This window comes from Acinetobacter baumannii (assembly GCF_009759685.1).
Lineage (GTDB): Bacteria > Pseudomonadota > Gammaproteobacteria > Pseudomonadales > Moraxellaceae > Acinetobacter > Acinetobacter baumannii.
Genome location: NZ_CP046654.1, coordinates 3372927 through 3390730, shown reverse-complemented (window position 1 = coordinate 3390730; position 17804 = coordinate 3372927). Strand labels below are relative to the sequence as shown.

General features: G+C 38.6%; 16 protein-coding genes. 5 read left to right on the top strand and 11 right to left on the bottom strand.

Annotation, left to right across the window (positions count from 1 at the left end):
- Positions 1–357: 357 nt before the first annotated feature.
- Positions 358–1776 (top strand): aspartate ammonia-lyase, encoded by a 1419-nt coding sequence (locus GO593_RS16230; RefSeq protein ID WP_000980438.1) that lies wholly within the window; start codon positions 358–360, stop codon positions 1774–1776.
- A gap of 55 nt (positions 1777–1831) precedes the next feature.
- Here the strand turns inward: GO593_RS16230 and GO593_RS16225 are convergent, their stop codons facing one another.
- A complete protein-coding gene (locus GO593_RS16225; RefSeq protein WP_000546108.1) occupies positions 1832–4039 on the bottom strand; it encodes a TonB-dependent siderophore receptor in 2208 nt (735 codons plus the stop codon).
- 518 nt (positions 4040–4557) lie between these two features.
- Between GO593_RS16225 and GO593_RS16220 the strand changes: the two genes are divergently transcribed.
- Positions 4558–5844, top strand: coding sequence for an MFS transporter (locus GO593_RS16220; protein WP_000222728.1), 1287 nt, complete (start codon positions 4558–4560; stop codon positions 5842–5844).
- A 39-nt stretch (positions 5845–5883) separates the two neighbouring features.
- Here GO593_RS16220 and GO593_RS16215 read toward each other — a convergent pair whose 3' ends face one another.
- The 8 genes from GO593_RS16215 to GO593_RS16180 are packed head-to-tail and all read right to left on the bottom strand — an operon-like array spanning position 5884 to position 13095.
- Positions 5884–6165 (bottom strand): DUF971 domain-containing protein, encoded by a 282-nt coding sequence (locus GO593_RS16215; RefSeq protein ID WP_001167095.1) that lies wholly within the window; start codon positions 6163–6165, stop codon positions 5884–5886.
- On the bottom strand, positions 6149–7147 hold the full coding sequence (locus tag GO593_RS16210; RefSeq protein WP_000011855.1) for a HEAT repeat domain-containing protein: 999 nt from the start codon (positions 7145–7147) through the stop codon (positions 6149–6151). The genes GO593_RS16215 and GO593_RS16210 overlap by 17 nt, the downstream gene beginning before the upstream one ends.
- Positions 7144–7983, bottom strand: a complete 840-nt coding sequence (locus GO593_RS16205) for an ABC transporter ATP-binding protein (RefSeq protein WP_000029003.1) — start codon at positions 7981–7983, stop codon at positions 7144–7146. The genes GO593_RS16210 and GO593_RS16205 overlap by 4 nt, the downstream gene beginning before the upstream one ends.
- A gap of 1 nt (position 7984) precedes the next feature.
- Complete coding sequence (locus tag GO593_RS16200) at positions 7985–8839, bottom strand: ABC transporter permease (protein ID WP_000096307.1); 855 nt, start codon at positions 8837–8839, stop codon at positions 7985–7987.
- 34 nt (positions 8840–8873) lie between these two features.
- A complete protein-coding gene (locus GO593_RS16195; protein ID WP_001249641.1) occupies positions 8874–10304 on the bottom strand; it encodes an ABC transporter substrate-binding protein in 1431 nt (476 codons plus the stop codon).
- 19 nt (positions 10305–10323) lie between these two features.
- The gene (locus GO593_RS16190) at positions 10324–10569 is read right to left on the bottom strand and encodes a 4Fe-4S dicluster domain-containing protein (protein WP_000864073.1); all 246 of its coding nucleotides are present in this window, start codon (positions 10567–10569) and stop codon (positions 10324–10326) included.
- Positions 10570–10589: 20 nt separating this feature from the next.
- Complete coding sequence (locus GO593_RS16185; protein WP_000448784.1) at positions 10590–12323, bottom strand: fumarate reductase/succinate dehydrogenase flavoprotein subunit; 1734 nt, start codon at positions 12321–12323, stop codon at positions 10590–10592.
- 28 nt (positions 12324–12351) lie between these two features.
- Positions 12352–13095 carry a GntR family transcriptional regulator gene (locus tag GO593_RS16180; RefSeq protein ID WP_000080816.1) on the bottom strand — a complete coding sequence of 248 codons (744 nt, stop codon included), beginning with the start codon at positions 13093–13095 and terminating at the stop codon, positions 12352–12354.
- Positions 13096–13336: 241 nt separating this feature from the next.
- Between GO593_RS16180 and chrA the strand changes: the two genes are divergently transcribed.
- Positions 13337–14686 carry a chromate efflux transporter gene (gene chrA / locus GO593_RS16175; protein ID WP_001186384.1) on the top strand — a complete coding sequence of 450 codons (1350 nt, stop codon included), beginning with the start codon at positions 13337–13339 and terminating at the stop codon, positions 14684–14686.
- An 83-nt stretch (positions 14687–14769) separates the two neighbouring features.
- Here chrA and GO593_RS16170 read toward each other — a convergent pair whose 3' ends face one another.
- A complete protein-coding gene (locus GO593_RS16170) occupies positions 14770–15378 on the bottom strand; it encodes an FMN-dependent NADH-azoreductase (RefSeq protein WP_000771641.1) in 609 nt (202 codons plus the stop codon).
- A gap of 95 nt (positions 15379–15473) precedes the next feature.
- Between GO593_RS16170 and GO593_RS16165 the strand changes: the two genes are divergently transcribed.
- Positions 15474–15869, top strand: coding sequence for a winged helix-turn-helix transcriptional regulator (locus tag GO593_RS16165; RefSeq protein WP_001983845.1), 396 nt, complete (start codon positions 15474–15476; stop codon positions 15867–15869).
- Here GO593_RS16165 and GO593_RS16160 read toward each other — a convergent pair.
- A complete protein-coding gene (locus tag GO593_RS16160) occupies positions 15866–16720 on the bottom strand; it encodes a helix-turn-helix domain-containing protein (RefSeq protein WP_000331402.1) in 855 nt (284 codons plus the stop codon). The two genes, GO593_RS16165 and GO593_RS16160, sit on opposite strands and share 4 nt — an antisense overlap.
- Positions 16721–16886: 166 nt before the next feature.
- Here GO593_RS16160 and GO593_RS16155 point away from each other — a divergent pair, with 166 nt between their 5' ends.
- Positions 16887–17804 (top strand): DMT family transporter, encoded by a 918-nt coding sequence (locus tag GO593_RS16155; RefSeq protein ID WP_001023744.1) that lies wholly within the window; start codon positions 16887–16889, stop codon positions 17802–17804.

Below are 17804 nucleotides of genomic sequence, written 5' to 3'. Positions count from 1 at the left end.
CAATTTTATTAAAATTTATTAAACAAAACTCATTATTTGCTTATATAAATTAACTTTCACATGAAAAATCAAATATTTTTTTGATTTTAATACACGGAAATGATTGCTTAGTTTTCTGTATAAATTTTGATTTACTTACATTTTCACACCTTTGACCAATCTATAAAATTAAATAAATATTTGAATATATTAAACTTTAGAACAAGTATTCATTCTATATACGCTCATATACCAACGATTATTTCTCGACTACCCTCTTTTTTGTTATGCAAAAAATGCATAATTGCTTTAATAAATGCATTAGAAGTGAAGCATTTCGAATTCTAAGATGAATCATCTTAACTAATTCGAAGTTTAATGATGAACGCTGATATTACTACCCGTATTGAGAAGGATCTTATTGGTCATCGAGAAATCAACAATGACCATTATTACGGAGTTCAAACATTACGTGCTTTAGAAAATTTCAACTTAACAAATAGCAAAGTTGGAAATTTCCCTAATTTAATTAAAGCATTAGCTATGGTTAAACTAGCTTGTGCTGAAGCAAACTATAATCTTAAAAACTTAGATCAAACTAAATTTGAAGCGATTGAATACAGCTGTAATCAGCTTATTCGTGGTAATTTCCATGACCAGTTCCCAATCGACATGATGCAAGGCGGTGCTGGCACTTCAACCAATATGAATGCAAATGAAGTATTGGCAAACGTTGCTTTAGAATATATGGGCCATTCTAAAGGTCAATATCAATACTTGCATCCAAATAACGACATTAATATGTCGCAGTCAACAAATGACGTATACCCTACTGCAATTCGTTTAGGTTTATTACTTAGCCTAGATGAGTTAAATCTTCCATTTAACAATTTGATTCTTAGCTTCTTGAATAAATCTCAAGAGTTTGCACACATTTTAAAAATGGGTCGTACTCAGTTACAAGACGCTGTGCCTATGACATTAGGTCAAGAGTTTGGTGCTTTTGCGGTAACTCTACAAAAAGACCTTGAGCAAATTAATACGCTTATTCCAAATGTTTTAGCTTATATGAATCTTGGCGGTACAGCGATTGGTACGGGAATTACCACTGAATATAGTTACCGTGAACTCGCGATTCAAGCACTTGGAAAAATCTCTGGTAAGAAAATTAAGTCAGCTCCAGATTTGATTGAAGCCACTTCTGATATGGGTGACTTTGTTCTTTTATCTGGTTTATTAAAACGTACTGCAACTAAACTTTCAAAAATTGCCAATGACTTGCGTTTACTTTCAAGTGGTCCACGTACTGGCATTAATGAAATTACCTTAGAAGCACGTCAACCAGGTAGCTCGATTATGCCAGGTAAAGTAAACCCAGTTATTCCTGAAGCAATGAACCTTGCTTGCTTCCAGATCATTGCAAATGATTTGGCTGTAACGTTAGCTGCTGAAGCTGGTCAATTACAGTTAAATGCAATGGAACCACTTATTGCATTCAAACTGTTTGAATCGATGGACTTGCTTGGTAAAGCAATGGCAATGTTCCAAACTAAGTGTATTGATACGATTACGGCGAACCCTGAACACTGTAAAGCTTTGGTTGAAAATTCAATTGGTATTGTGACTGCACTTAACCCATACCTAGGTTATGAAACTACAACTCGTATTGCTAAAACTGCAAACGAAACTGGGCAAAGCGTATTGGCTTTAGTTCAAAATGAAGGTTTATTATCAGCCCAAGTGCTTGATGATATCTTGTCGATTAATAATATGGTTAAACCAAAAATGTCGGCTTAATTCCTGAAATAAAAAAGGAGCTTTAAAAGCTCCTTTTTTATTTGTTCCATAACTTTTAAAAGCTAAAAGTTGTAGAAAATTGAGCTGTGCGAGGATTACCTAAGAACAGATAGTCATCTCCCATAAATGCCCCTACATCACGCCAATATTTCTTATTAAATAAGTTATCAATATTGAATCTAAAAGTTGTGTCATGCCCAGCAAAATTTGTTTTATAGGCAGCACCAATATTAAAGACGCTATAGCCGCCTACTTTTGCAGTTCCCTCTTTGTTTGCATATTTACTACTACTGTATTGCATACCACTCAATAATCTTAACCCTTCAACTGAAGGTACTTTATAAGATAACTGTGCAGTTGCGCGTACTTTCGGTACATTTTGAGTTTGATGACCTTTGTAGCTGTCATTATCAATATCAACAAGACGAGATTTGGTATAGGTAATGCCAGAGCTTACGTCGAGTGTATCGGTTAGGGCACCAGTTAAACCTAACTCAATACCTTGATTATGCTGTTCACCTTGCTCAACAAATTCTAATTCTCCTGCAGAATTTGTAGTCGTATATTGATTGTCTTGTTTTAAATCAAAAATAGCTGCTGTTACCAAGAAGTTGCGAATTTGTTGCTTAACACCAAGTTCATATTGTTCAGAATTTCTAGGTGATAGGACTTGATAAGCATTCGCTTCTGCATACCACGGAGCTTCGCCACCATCCGATAAACCTTTGGCATATGAAGCATAAAGATTAGTCGTAGCAGTTGGGCTATACATGAGCGCTAATTGCGGCAGAAACTTGTTTAAATCGGTATCACGGCTTTGCTGCCCATCTGAATTATAAGCTTGCTCATCAAGGTGAATCAGTTTTCCACCGAGTAGAGTTGACCATTGATCATTAAATTGAACTCGGTCAGATACAGTAAGTGCAGTCTGATCACTCTCTAGAGCTTTGTAACGATCGCCAGGGCTTTCCGATGAAGGACTGTAGTCGACCGTATCTTCATAGATATTGCCTGTTCCTACCGCTACATTCAGTGGTGTATGGTGCTTTAAGGTTTTATATGTACGTTGTAATTCGAAAGCGATTTGATGCTGAATGTTGCCAGTGTTGAATTGTCCATTTAACCCAGCTGCAAACTGATTAGTTATACGTGTGTCATCTGGACTACGAAAATCGTAAATATCATAATTACCGTGTTTATCAAAAGTATTGCCCAAACCGGTAACTTCACAAATGCTGCTATAACATCCCCATGGGAAAGCACTATTATCATCAATCACAACACGGCTTTGAGATGCACTTAAGCTACCATTCCATTGATCGTTAAATGCATATTGATATTTCAAACTCGCATTTAGACTGTTATTTACAACAGGTTTACTCCAAGACTGGTAACCCAATAAACGGTCTTGATCTACATTTGTTGGTACTTCTTGCCCATCAAGCAGTTGATAACCGGGTACTGAACGTTGACTTTGATGCTGAGCTTCAATATCAAACAGTAATTTAGAACGCTCATTAATTTTCCAGTCTAAAGCTACTGAACCAAACTCACGCTTACCATTTGCGTGATCAACATTTGGATGGATGCTTTCATGGGCTAAATTGATTCGATAACCAAAACTATCATTAACAAAGCCGCCTACATCCGTTGCCAGTGTATAACCACCTTCTGAATTTGCATCGACTGTAATGTTTTTAACATCGGCTGGTCTTTTGGTTACATAGTTAATCACACCACCTGGTGTCGACATTCCACTTTGAATTGCAGAAATGCCTTTTAAGATTTCAACTTGTTCTTTATTTTCTAAAGCTACATTTTGTTCGCCACGTATGGTATGGCCATTAATGAGATAGCTTGAGCCTAAATCAAGCGCAAAACCACGTGCTACAAAATTTGGATAGTAGCCAATTGCAGCATAACCATCGCCTAAGGATGAATCATTTTTAATCACATCGGTCAGTGTTTTTGCGTGTTGATCTGCTATGCGTTCAGATGTAATGGTGGTAATAGATGCAGGTACTTTCTTTACATCACCAGTTTGAAAACCAGATAAACTCACTTTTTTTGATGTGTATAGTGCATCACTATTTTGTGTAGCGTTCACAGTAATGGTTGGGAGCTGCGAAACCTCCGCTTCATTTGCATAAACGACAGATGTTATGAGTGCAATAGATGAAGCCAATGCTGTTTTAGAGCATGTCATAAAGTGAAGATTTAACGAACGTCTTTCCATTGAATAACTACCTGCCATACCGTGCATAATTTGAAGCGCTAGAAATAAGTGCTGAGCCGATTTTTAGCCACGCAAGAATACAGCTACATATATTGAGAAACAACATATTCTGTATTTTTTCGATTAAGTGAATTTAGTTCGACTTTTTCAACTTATCATTCTATGAATTTCCTTTATTTTCTTGGGAATTGATACTATAACTTTTTAAGTATTATCAAATATTCAAAATACACTTAAGCTCAAAATGGCACTTAAAAGGAGAAACAGAATAGAAAAATACTGGTATTAAATTAGCTTACTGATTTTAAAAACAATTAATTATTCAGTTAAATAAAAGGAAGTGTTCGATCATTGGTAAAAAAATCTTTAAATCGAACAAAAGGAAGTAATCTCACTAGAATCGAATTTTAAAATTAGAAAAAATGAATGGTTAGGAATTCTAAGGACGTGCTCAGGGTTGAGTGATTTTTAAAAAGTTCATTCTATTTTCTGTTTAGCCCACCTAAAAAGTTCCTAGTTTTTGTCTACAAAGTGATGGAAGTAATATGACATATACTCAGGAAGAAAAACATAGCAGGATACGTGGGATTGTAGGCGCAGCCTCTGGTAATTTAGTCGAATGGTTTGATTTTTATATTTATGCAGTATTTGCTGCTTACTTTACTCAAGCTTTAACCGCGCCAGATATGGATAGCACAACCAAGTCTATTTATGTTTGGGGGGTGTTTGCAGCAAGCTTCTTTATGCGTCCGATTGGAAGCTGGCTATTTGGTCGTATTGCAGATCGACATGGCCGAAAGAAGTCGATGATCATATCAATTTGTCTGATGGCTTTAAGCTCCTTTTTATTTGCAGCTTTGCCTACTTATGATCAAGTCGGTTTATTTGCCCCTTTTCTATTGCTCCTTGTTCGTTTACTTCAAGGCTTATCAGTGGGTGGTGAATATGGCGCCGTTGCCACTTATATGAGTGAATTAGGCTTAAAAGGTCAGCGTGGTTTTTACTCATCTTTCCAATATGTCACCCTCTCTGGTGGTCAATTGCTTGCAAGCTTACTGGGCGTTATTTTATTGACGTTCTTAAGTGAACAACAATTACATGATGGCGGTTGGCGTATTCCATTTGTTATTGGTGGTATCGCAGCAATCTTATCTTTGCTTGCACGTAGTCGTTTAGAAGAAACGCTTTCTCATCAAGACAGCGAACGAAAAGAGTCTGGTAGCTTAAGAGAACTCTTTAAAAAACACTGGAAAACCTTTTTATTGGTGGTTGGATACACTTCTGCTGGTTCATTAACATTTTATGTAGAGACTGTTTATTCAAAAACCTATTTAACCAACTTAGGGATGGACGGAAAAACAGTTGGTTATATCATGACCTTCGCCCTATTTGTCTATATGTGTGCTCAACCTATATTTGGTGCAATTTCCGACCGTATTGGGCGACGCTCCTCAATGTTGGCATTTAGCTTATTGTCCGCCATTTTTATTTATCCCGTCATGGTGATCGGGATGCGTGCCTATATAGATTCTCCGATCATCATTACCTTGCTACTCATCTTTATGATGATGTTACTCAGCTTCTATACTTCTATTAGTGGATTGGTAAAAGCTGAAATGTTCCCACCTCATGTGCGAGCTTTAGGCGTAGGTTTTTCGTATGCAGTAGGTAATGCGCTGTTTGGTGGTTCTGCACCTTCAGTTGCCTTACAGTTTAAAGCTGCAGGAATTGAAAATACCTTCTTTATATATGTTATTGTCATGCTGATTATCTGTTTCTTGTGTAGCCTTGCGCTTCCTAAAAAACCAGATTATTTAGAACATGATCATTAATTAAATAAGATGCCTTCTGTCCCAAGCAGAAGGCATCTTTTAGCTCTTAGCAAATTCTTTTAAAAAAGCCCACGGAAAAATCCCTTTATCATGCCCATCGCTAAAGCAAATTTGGGCACCATAACCTTGATCAAACATAGCTGTCACTTCAACATTTTGATGCTCTATTTTAATTTGTTTAATCCGCTTCGCTCGGCAAAAGCCACATGGGCAAATTTCCCTTAAACTTTGATGACTCAGACATATGCTTGAGCCATCGGTCCATATAAAGTGAACCTGCTTATTTATAGTGTCGACACGGATATCAGGTCTGATTTGCATACTTCACCTCACCAATTTGATTTAATCCAATACGAATCGCTTTTCGTACTTCAGGATCTGGATCATTTTGATGTTGTTCCAATAGCTTCTGAGCTTCTGCTGTACCAATTTCACCGAGTGCTAAAGCGACTTCTTTACGCAAGTTACTAATTTCATGCTTAAAGTTATCAGTCAAATGAGCAACTGCCAGATGTGATTTAAGTAGTCCCAAGCTCCGTACTGCTGCAATTCGTACTTGCCAATACAGGTCTGATACAGCATGAATTAAAGGAGCTTCGAGCTGAACAATACGTAATTTTCCAATCGTGAGTGCAGCTTCCACTCTTAGTTGCCAACTTTCCGAAGTTAATGAATGTTGAAGTGCTTGGATAACCTCAGCTGATATGCTCTGACTATAGGCCAAACCACCTGTTGCAATACGGCGAACCTCATCATCTATATCTGTTTCAGCAGTTTTTGCCAATATCTTAATCGCTTGGTCTTGTTGTAACCAACTTAATGCACTGACTGCCTCACGGCGCACAAGAACATCTTCATGATGTACTAAAGCAGATATCTCTTCAAATAATTGCTGTGGTCGTAAAGGTTTTAAAGCACGTAAAATTGCACTGAGAGCAAAAGTATCCGTATGCTTTAAATACGGTGCAAGTATCTGGGCCGATGCAGCATTTTTGACTTCACTTAAACTCTGGCTGGCAGCTTGTCTCACATTCAGATCAGCATCAAATAAGGCTTGAGCTAATACCTGCAAACTGGTTGGATCTTCCCAACTTTCTAGTTTTTTTGCTGCTTCTTCACGGACTAAAGCTGAAGAGTCGTGTTGTAGTGCTGTATGCAACCAAGGAAGTAAATCCGGACTTTCTTCATCGCCAATATTCATTAAAGCGACAAAGCGTATCTTTTCATCTGCATGATTGAGCTGTGTGAGAAATTCCTGATTATATTCATCGAGGTCATCTAAAGCTTGATAATAAAAACTCATTCGTATTCCTTAATTTGTGATTTCTTTCCAAGCCCTAATGGATTTAAACGTCTTAACTCTTCTTGTTGAGTGGCTTCTTTTAAAGTCTGGATGCAATGTTTTTTAATGGCTGTAAATTCACTACTTGTTACAAGCTCAACATCTCGTGGACATTCAAACTTAAGTGGAATTTCTTCAATAATTCGTCCTGGGCGATGGCTCATAATCAACACTCGATCGGCTAAAAAAAGTGCCTCATCAATATCGTGGGTAATAAATAAAACCGACGTTTGGATTTCTTGCCAAATTTCGAGTAATAGCATTTGCATTTTTAAACGAGTTTGAGCATCTAAGGCACCAAAAGGCTCATCCATTAATAAAATGCGAGGTTGATTAATCAGTACTCTCGCAATTTCAACCCGTTGCTGCATACCACCAGAAAGTTCGGCTGGAAATTTATGTTCAAAGCCTTTAAGTCCGACCAGATCAATCATTTTCTGAGCTTGTTCAATACGCTTTTGCTTAGCAATGCCCTTCATTTTCAAACCAAAAGCAATATTTTCAAGCACGCTTTTCCATGGAAATAAGGTATGTTGCTGGAACACCAAACCTCTGTCTGGATGCGGTTCAAATATCGATTCATCATCGACCTTTAAAGACCCAGAACTAATTGGTAAGTGCCCTGCCAATGCACCTAATAATGTTGATTTACCGCAACCCGACGGGCCAAGTAGACATATAAACTCGCCCGGTTGTATTTCGAAGTTAACTCGATCTAATGCCTGAAAACGATTTTTAGTTTGCCCTAAATGTAGAGATAGATTTTGAATACTTACATGGCCTTGTGTAATTGACATTTTAAGACTTCCTTAGTTGATACCATGGAGTAAATCGGTTTCCAATCACACGCACCAATGTACTGCTAAACATACCTAACGCTCCGATCAGCACCATGCCAACCACGATATTGCTATAGTTTTGCAAGGTGAAAGATTCCCATGTGAAGTAACCAATTCCATGTTGCCCCGAAATCATTTCGGCAGTCACTAAACAGAACCAGCAAGTACCCATTCCAATGGATAAACCAGTAATAATATTCGGTAATGCCCCCGGAATAATGACTTCATGAATAATGGCAAGATCAGAAGCACCTAAACTTTTTGCAGATGCAACGAGCCTTGGGTCAACTGCACCAACCCCATGTACCGTGTTTAATAAAATTGGAAATAAAGCCCCAATGAACGTAATAAAAATCATGGAAGCTTCTGATGAGGGAAAAATTAGAATTGCTAAAGGAATCCATGCAACTGCTGGTATTGGACGTAATACTTCTAATGGTGGCATTAGAAAGGCAGCCAGTTTTTGGTAACGTCCTGCCAACAAACCAATACCTACACCAATTAGAGCCGCAAGCACAAAACCAATCACTACACGAAACACACTAGATTCAACATGTTCAAATGCAGCGCTGAGTTGAAAAAAAGCCCATAGCGCATGAATGACATCTAAAGGTGTTGGTACATTGCCAAAGTTCACAAAGCCTAAATTTACTTTAAACTGAGCAAGTCCTTGCCAAATGACTATCCAAAAAGCTATGGATGTAAAAGCAATCACGTAGCTTTTTAAACGCGCCGGATATGATCTCAACTGCTGAAAAAATTTAGTCAAAAATGTACTTTGGTTATTAGGTTTTGTCTGGGCTAAACTACTCATTTGTCACCTCCTGCTCATTAGGTAAGACAACACATCAGCTCTGTGTTACAAGCTGAATAGCTTTAAAGTCATATACTTTTCCGCCCTGTTGTTTAGCCCATTTTTCAGCATCATCTTTTAATAAAAAAGCCTGAATTTGTCCTGTTTTGTCTGTGGCATACCATGCCAAATTGGCAAGTAACTTAATGTCGGACTGATGATCTTGGCTATAAACCACACGCACCTTTTTTCCATCGGCTTGTATTTTCTTTAAATCAGAAAAAGCATGCTCAGGCGTTTCATAGCTACGAACTTTTTCTTCACCCTTTACCCAAATTTGAGTTACCCGATCAAATGTCTTGATGGGTTGGCCCGTTAAAGCATCATTGGCAACCAAAGGTGATTTTGCATAGTCAGCAAGTTGCTGGCTGTAATTAAGTCCAGATGCCTGAAATGCATCCTTAATGTATTGATCATCAATAAATTTATTTACATCAAGCGTACCGTCGTTTTTGCCTAAAACTTTTAAGGTATCTATCGCAATTTGAGTCGCTTTTCGATATTCAGGTTTCCACGTTAAGTCACGAGTTTGCAGACCTAAAGGGCCATGAAATAGATAAACAACTTCGGCAGGAATACCTGTTTTTTCAGCAATAAGTTCACTATATTTTTCTGGTTGTTCCTGAATCAGACGATTCGCTTCAATAGTTGCTTGTAAATAAGCTTTTATGACTTCGGGATGCTGCTGTGCATAATCCTTGCTGGCAAGCGAACCATGAAATGTCGGTGATTTTGCTTGTGAACCATCATAGATTTTTTTGGCAAAACCTTGGTAAGCAAATAACTCTCCAAATGGTACGAAGTCAGCATGCGCAGCGATCTTATGACTTTTTAATGCAGGTCCCGCCACTTCTGGTGCCTGAGCTATCACTTTAATATCTTTATCAAGTTGCCAACCTTCAGCTTGAATTGCTCGTAGCAAAAGTCCATGAGCAGTTGAGGCAAAAGCTACAGAAATAGTCTGCCCCTTTAGCTCTTTAAGTGAAGTGACTTTTGAATCAATTGGAACAACAATCGCATTACCGCTACCATTAATACTGCCTGATAACGGTGCTAAAAATATGCTTTCTTTTCCAGCTTTTTTAAATGCTGCTAAATTATTAACAGCAGGAAAGTCTGCCATTGCTCCCAAATCTAGACGTCCAGCCACCATTTCACTGGTAAGTGGTGCACCAGAGGTAAAGTTTTTCCATTGAATGTCATATTTAACGTGTCTGTATTTACCATCTTTAGGCAAATATTTGGGTAATAAATTCAATTCACGAATCAGCAGCCCACCTGTTGCACAGTTAATGGTCGTGTCTTGTGTACCAATCGCTACACGAACAGTTTCTGTTTTACTGCCGCACCCCAAAGTGCCAAGTACCATGGCACCAATTAAGCTACTGAGTAATAGTTTTTTATTGATCAATTTATTTTGTCTCATGTTGAGTATTCCAAATTAATTATTTGAGTAGGTATGGGATATTTACTTTGACTGCATCTGTTGGGCAGTCCTTTTCACAAGGCATGCAGTACCAACATTCATCAAACTGCATGAAAGCTTTTTGAGTTGTTGGATCGATTGCCAATAAGTCCATTGGACAAACATCTACACAGACAGTGCATCCTTTATCAGCAATACATTTATCTTCATCGATAATGACGGGTGCGACAGTACGGTGCTGTACTTCTTTAAAAATAAAAGCCATGATTTGAATTCCAGATTTATTTAGTCTGCTAGAGCAACATCTTTTTGAATGCGTAAACGGTCATACGACACAGCTTCATCTTGATTAATCGGAACCACATAAGGCTCGATTGGCTTTTTGAAACTGACCATGTTGCCGTGTTCATCTTTTTTCAAATGCGCGTGACAGAACCAATCCGAGTTATTTTTTTGAGGGAAATCTGCTCTATAGTGGTACAGTCCCCAGCGGCTTTCTTCTCTAAACAGTGAAGCTCTTGCTGCCATTTCAGCACAGTCTCGAATAAAAGAAACTTCAGTGGCACGCATCAGCTCATGTGGGTTTCTTGCAGAAATTCGCTTAATATCCTGTTTAATTTCTTCAAAACGCTTGAGCCCAATTTCCATTTTTTGGCGAGTTTTAGGCGGTTGCAAATAGTCATTTACAAAACGGCGCAGCTTATATTCCACTTGTTCTGGAGGTAAACCTTCTGAGCAATCCAGTGGCGCAAATATTCGAGCTTTTTCTGCTTCTATTTCACTTTGGTTTAATTCGCTATCTTCAATTGCATTCACATATTGCGCGGCATTTACACCCGCAAACCATCCGTAGGTAAATGCACCAAGCATATAGTTATGAGGTACAGCCGCCATATCGCCAGCACTGTATAATCCTTTAACTGAAGTCTCAGCTTTTTCATTGACCCATACGCCAGAAGCGCTGTGCCCGCTACAGAAACCAATTTCTGAAATATGCATTTCCACCATATCTTGACGGTAATTGGTTCCTCGGCCCTCATGAAAACGTCCACGGCTTGGGCGCTCATTGGTATGCAAGATTTCTTCGATGGTTTGAATGGTTTCTTCGGCCAGATGATCTACTTTTAAATAAACAGGACCATTACCACTTTCCAGTTCTTGGTAAAACTCCCACATCATTTGACCACTCCAGTAGTCACATTCAATGAAACGTTCACCTTTACTGTTAGCGGTATAACCTCCTAAAGGACCAGTCACATAGGCACAAGCCGGACCGTTATAGTCTTTAATCAATGGATTAATCTGGAAGCATTCTAAGTTAGCAAGCTCAGCACCTGCATGGTATGCCATTGCATAGCCGTCACCTGCATTGGTTGGGTTTTCATAAGTGCCCATTAAATAGCCGGAAGCTGGCAAACCTAAACGCCCTGCGGCACCACAACATAAAATGGCAGCTTTCGTTTTAATGACATAAAAGTCACCACTACGACAATCAAAACCGAGTACACCATTGATTGCACCTTGTTCATTTTTTAAAAGCTTTGTAGTGACAATGCGATTATTAATTTTGACTTGAGCACGCTTTAACTGACGATATAAAACTTTTTTAACATCATGACCTTCGGGCATTGGTAAAACATATGCACCCATGTGATGTACTTTTTTTACTGCAAATTCGCCTGTCTCATCTTTTTCAAACTTAATACCCCATTGATCGAGCTGTTGAATGGTTTTGAAACTATGCTTCGCATATGCATATACAGTGGTTTGGTTAACTACCCCATCATTGGCAATCGTAATTTCTTTGGTGTACTGCTCAGGTGTTGCGTAGCCCGGAATGACAGCATTATTCAGTCCATCCATTCCCATTGAAATCGCCCCACTACGTTTTACATTCGCTTTTTCAATGAGCAAGACTTTTAAATTCGGGTTTTCTTGTTTGGCTTTAATCGCAGCCATTGGCCCAGCAGTTCCACCACCAATCACCACAATATCAAACTCAAGATATTTAGTTTCCATTGAATATTCCCTATTTTTATTTGAGTTATTAACGATGAATACGTAAACGGTACTGGAAGGTATCGCCCGAGAAATAGAGATATTCATAGTCAATCGGTTGGCCATTTGCGTCATGAGTCAAACGTTCGACCCGTAATACCGGAGTTCCGATTTCGACTTGTAACAAAGCCGCTAATTCTTCATCCGCTACCGTGGCATCAATACTTAAATCCGCATGTCCTAAAGGAATATCGCACTCTTGCTCTAATGCCTTGAAAATATCGGTTGTACGTAAATCAATCGCTTTCTCTTTAAGTTTCAAACCAATATGTTCAGGCAAATAAGTCAACTCATACGACACTGGCTGACGGTTGAGTAAACGGACACGTTGAATTTCATACACATTGGCTTTAACAGGTAACTTTAATTTGGGCACAACGTGCATCGGGATCTGCTTAAGCTCGGCCGATATGACACGGTTTAAAATTTCGTGACCAGCAGATGACATTGCTTCTGCAAAACCTTGCAAACTTGAGATGTTCTGGAACGTTTTTGGCTTACTTACAAAGGTCCCTTTACCTGGCACCTTAAAAATATAGCCTTCCAACTGTAATTGGTTAAGTGCTTGGCGAACTGTGATTCGGCTTACACCGAACTGTTCAGCAAACTCGTTTTCAGATGGAATTTGACTCAACACGGCATATTCACCATTTACAATTTTGTTAAGGATGAGTTCCCTTAACTGATCGTAAAGAGGCTTGTGATTTTTGGGATCTTGGGGTAGCTGGCTCACGGCTCACAACCTGTTATAACAACTTGAGCAAATAATGTTTAAAATGTTTCAGCTTTGGAAATAATTTAAAGCGATAACTTTAGTTAAAAAAATAATTTCATTTAATATCAATAAATTAATAAATAGTTATCTATAAAAGTTAAATGGTTATCATAAAAAATACATTTGTGTTTGTTATGCTATAAAACATACTCCGTTATGCCATAAACGTAAAAATTAATATTATTTTTTAGGGGATAATATGCAACAAAAACAATTAAATACCCCTGATGATTCAGTGGAACAAGTCACCTTCTGGCAAGCCTTCTTATTTTGGCTCAAGCTTGGTTTTATTAGCTTTGGGGGGCCAGCTGGACAAATCGCTGTGATGCATCAGGAACTGGTTGAACAAAAGCGCTGGATATCCGAAAAAAGATTTTTACATGCACTGAACTACTGCATGTTGTTACCCGGACCTGAAGCGCAGCAGTTAGCAACCTACATTGGTTGGCTTATGCATAGAACTGCGGGAGGATTAGTTGCAGGTATTCTATTTGTATTGCCCTCTTTATTTATTTTGATTGGACTATCTTGGGTTTATATAAAATTTGGAGATGTGCCTGTTATTGCAGGTATCTTTTACGGGATAAAGCCTGCCGTCACTGCAATTGTCTTTCATGCAACTTACCGCATAGGCAGTCGTTCGCTTAAAAATAAGTTTTTATGGGTCGTCGCAATTGCAGCGTTTTTTGCCATTTTTGTCTTAAAGCTTCCTTTCCCGCTTATCGTTTTATCAGCAGGTATTGCTGGCTATTTAGCGAGTAAAAAGTACCCAGAACTATTTTCCTCCGCGGGTGGGCATAAAGCTAGTCAAAAAGATTATGGTCCGGCATATATTGATGATGATACTCCGACACCAGAGCACGCTAAATTCCATTGGTCACGGTTAGCCAGACTTATTTTTGTGGCAATCGCTTTATGGCTATTGCCAATTTTAGCTTTAGGCGCATATTTTGGATGGCATCATTCCTATACCCAAATGGCTTGGTTTTTCACTAAAGCTGCGCTGCTTACGTTTGGGGGCGCTTACGCGGTTTTACCTTATGTCTATCAAGGGGCTGTCAATCATTTTGGATGGCTTTCACCTACACAAATGATTGATGGATTGGCACTTGGTGAAACTACACCCGGTCCACTAATTATGGTCGTTGCCTTTGTTGGTTTTTTAGGAGGCGTTAATCATTCATTACTTGGCTCTGAGCATTTATTTTTTGCTGGAGCACTCGGTGCTGTTATTGTGACTTGGTTTACCTTTCTATTTTCATTTGTCTTTATTTTTGCGGGTGCACCGATTATTGAATCTACACATAACGAAATTAAATTTACTGCACCCCTCACTGCAATTACCGCGGCTGTGGTCGGTGTCATTTTAAATTTAGCACTATTTTTTAGTTATCACGTGTTATGGCCACAGGGTTTTTCAGGCCATTTTGTTATTGTCGCGGCCCTCATTACTGTAGCTGCATTTATTGCTTTATTCCGATTTAACATTAACGTGCTGTATGTCATTTTTGCTTCGGCACTGGTTGGGCTCGCAGTCACTTTCTTTTAGTTATTTACTGATTGAATTAATTTCTTAAAATCATAATCTCAATAAGGCCGAACAGTTCCTTTACTGTTCGGCTATTTATATTTTTAACCCGCTAACTGGGCAATTTGCGCTGCTGCATTATCTAAGGCAGCTTGACGTGCCTCTGGTCCGAAAGCGATTCCTTCGGCGCGCACAAAAGTGATATCAGTCACCCCAATAAAATTGAAAAACGCTTTGATATAAGTTTCTTGATAGTCTAAAGCTTCGGCTGGTGAACCTTCTGAATACACACCACCACGCGAAGAAGCAATAATGACACGTTTCCCTTCTACTAAACCTTGAGGACCGTTTTCCGTGTAACGGAATGTTTTACCAGCAACAGATAGACGGTCAAGCCACGCTTTTAACTGTGATGGGAAGCTAAAGTTATACATAGGTGCGCCAATTACAATGATATCTGACGATAAGAACTCATCCAAATATTGGGTGTTTCTTGCAACACGTTGTTGCGCTATTTCATTATTAGGTTCAACACCTTGCCATGCTAAAAACTCAGCATCAGACAAATGAGGAATTGGCTCTAAAGCAAAATCGTGATGAATAATTTCTGCATCTGGATAAGCTGTGCTGAGCTGACGAATAACAGATGAGGTGAGTTGGCGGCTAACAGACTGCTCACCTAAAATACTTGTGTCAATTTGAAGTAGTTTCATCGCTTATACCTACAGTATAAAATTGTTACTTGAGCTAATTATGTTACTACTATTATTCTTATGCACAAGAAGGCACATTTAGGGAACCAAGTAATATGACTGTAACCATACCTCATGATATCCAGAGTTCAGATTGCCAAAGAGTCAGTCAAGTGTTGGCTAGAGTTGGAGAGAAATGGAGTATACTCATTGTAATGACACTTGCATCACATCCTCATCGCTTTTCTGAAATAAAGAGACGTATCAATGGAATATCGCAGCGTATGCTTACCTTATGTTTGCGTGGTTTAGAACGAGATGGGTTGGTTAAACGTACGGTTTATCCTGTAGTTCCACCTCATGTTGAATATGAATTAACTCCATTGGGCCATTCACTTACAGAGCCTGTAATTGCTTTAGGCCAATGGGCTCAGCAGCATATTGCGGATATTGATGCGGCAAGAGCTGCATTTGACGCAGCTCAGGAGAAACCAATTACATTAGACACTTAACGTAACTGCGAAGGACTCATACCATAAAATTGTTTAAAGCGATGACTTAAATGGCTTGCTGAACTAAACCCACATACTAGGGCAATATCTTGTAAGGAAAGCTGAGATGACTGAATTAGCCCCTTGGCCTTGGTTAAGCGTCTTTGCATAACATATTGGTGAGGCGCCATATTCATGGACTGTTTAAACATATGAGCAAAATGGTATTCGCTTAAATTCACAACATGTGCCAAATCAGACAAAGTGAGTGCCTGATCTAGATGATCTTCAATCCATTCCTGAATATATTTGAGTTTATGAGGTGCCAGCCCACCCTTGATAGTAGGCTGTTGCCATTGAACACTGCTATATTTTCGAATTAAGTGATTCAACAATAAACTTGCCGTTGTACTCATTTGCAAATGATTTGAAGAATCTTGCCAATCGCAATCTAACAAGAAGAATTGATATAACGCCCGAATCCGTTCATCATCATTAAATACAACTTCGTTTAGTTCAATTTGATTCGGCTCTTTGTCCCATATTTTTTCAGCAACATCACGCAAATGTTGGTCGGTGTAGTACAAGTGGACAAATTTAAGCCCCCCACGTATGTCCCAAGTTGACTCCTGATGTTCGGGCAATAGGCAAAAACGTCCCGGCCCACCACCATTTTTCCAGCCCACAGGTGTTTTTTGATAGCTTTCATAACCATCTTGAATATAAAGACTTAAAGTGTGGTGATCGCTACAGACACTTACACGATCTTGCTGATTAGACCAAAATGCAAGTTGCATATTTTCATCAAGCACCACAGTTTCGTGAAGCTTGGCTTTAGACTGCTGCAGCTGTTCTAAAGTTTGATAAGCCATGCAAAATTAAAACGAATATGATTGAGCTTAAGTTAACCATATTCAGCAAAATTCAGCTAGTTTAGATCTATAAAAAACGCAAGATCTTGCATGTACAACACAAGAATATATACGTGAAAAATGAAGCATTCCTAGATACTTAAGCTTGGTAATCGAGGATGAAGTTATGAATATTTTACTCTATGTTGCGGTGGTGTTGATTTGGGGAACAACATGGATTGGAATTGCCGTTCAAAGCCATTATGCAACACCCGTTGTCGCAATTTTATGGCGTTTTGCTATTTCAGCCTTATTACTTTGGGTTGTTTTACTATTTTCAGGAAAATTACAGCGAATTGCTTTAAAAGATCATTTGTTCTGTATGCTGCAAGGACTTTGTGTTTTTGGCCTAAACTTTATTTGTTTTTATACTGCGGTTAAATATGTAAATAGCGGTTTAGAGTCTGTCATTTTTTCGATGGCGGTTTTCTTTAATGCCATTAATGCGCTTATCTTTTTTAAGCAGAAACCTTCCCCAAACTTTGCACCAGCTGCACTTTTGGGTCTAAGTGGTATTGTTTTACTGTTTTGGCATGACCTGATTAATAGCCAGTTTAATGCACAGTTATTAATGGGTATTGGGCTATGTGCAATAGGCACTTACGGTTTTTCTTTAGGGAACATGATTAGTGTTAGACACCAAAAACGTGGTCTAAATATCTTTTCAACAAACTGTTATGCCATGACTTACGGCGCATTGGTGATGTTAATTCTGGCTTTATTTACAGGACAAGATTTAATGCCGCCGATGAATTTCCCATTCTTAAGCTCGGTACTATACTTAGCTGTATTTGGTACGGTTATTGGATTCTCTGCTTATTTTTCTCTAGTCGGACGAATTGGCGCAGCCAAAGCAGCCTATAGCACGTTGCTCTTTCCTTTAGTTGCTTTAACAGTTTCTACTTTCTTTGAAGGATATGAGTGGACTTTAAATGCCGTATTTGGAATTTTACTCATCTTACTTGGTAACTACTTAATGTTTAGTAAGTTTGAAATTGGAAAGAAGTTATTTAGCAGTCAAAAAAATTGTGAGAAGCAGGCATAA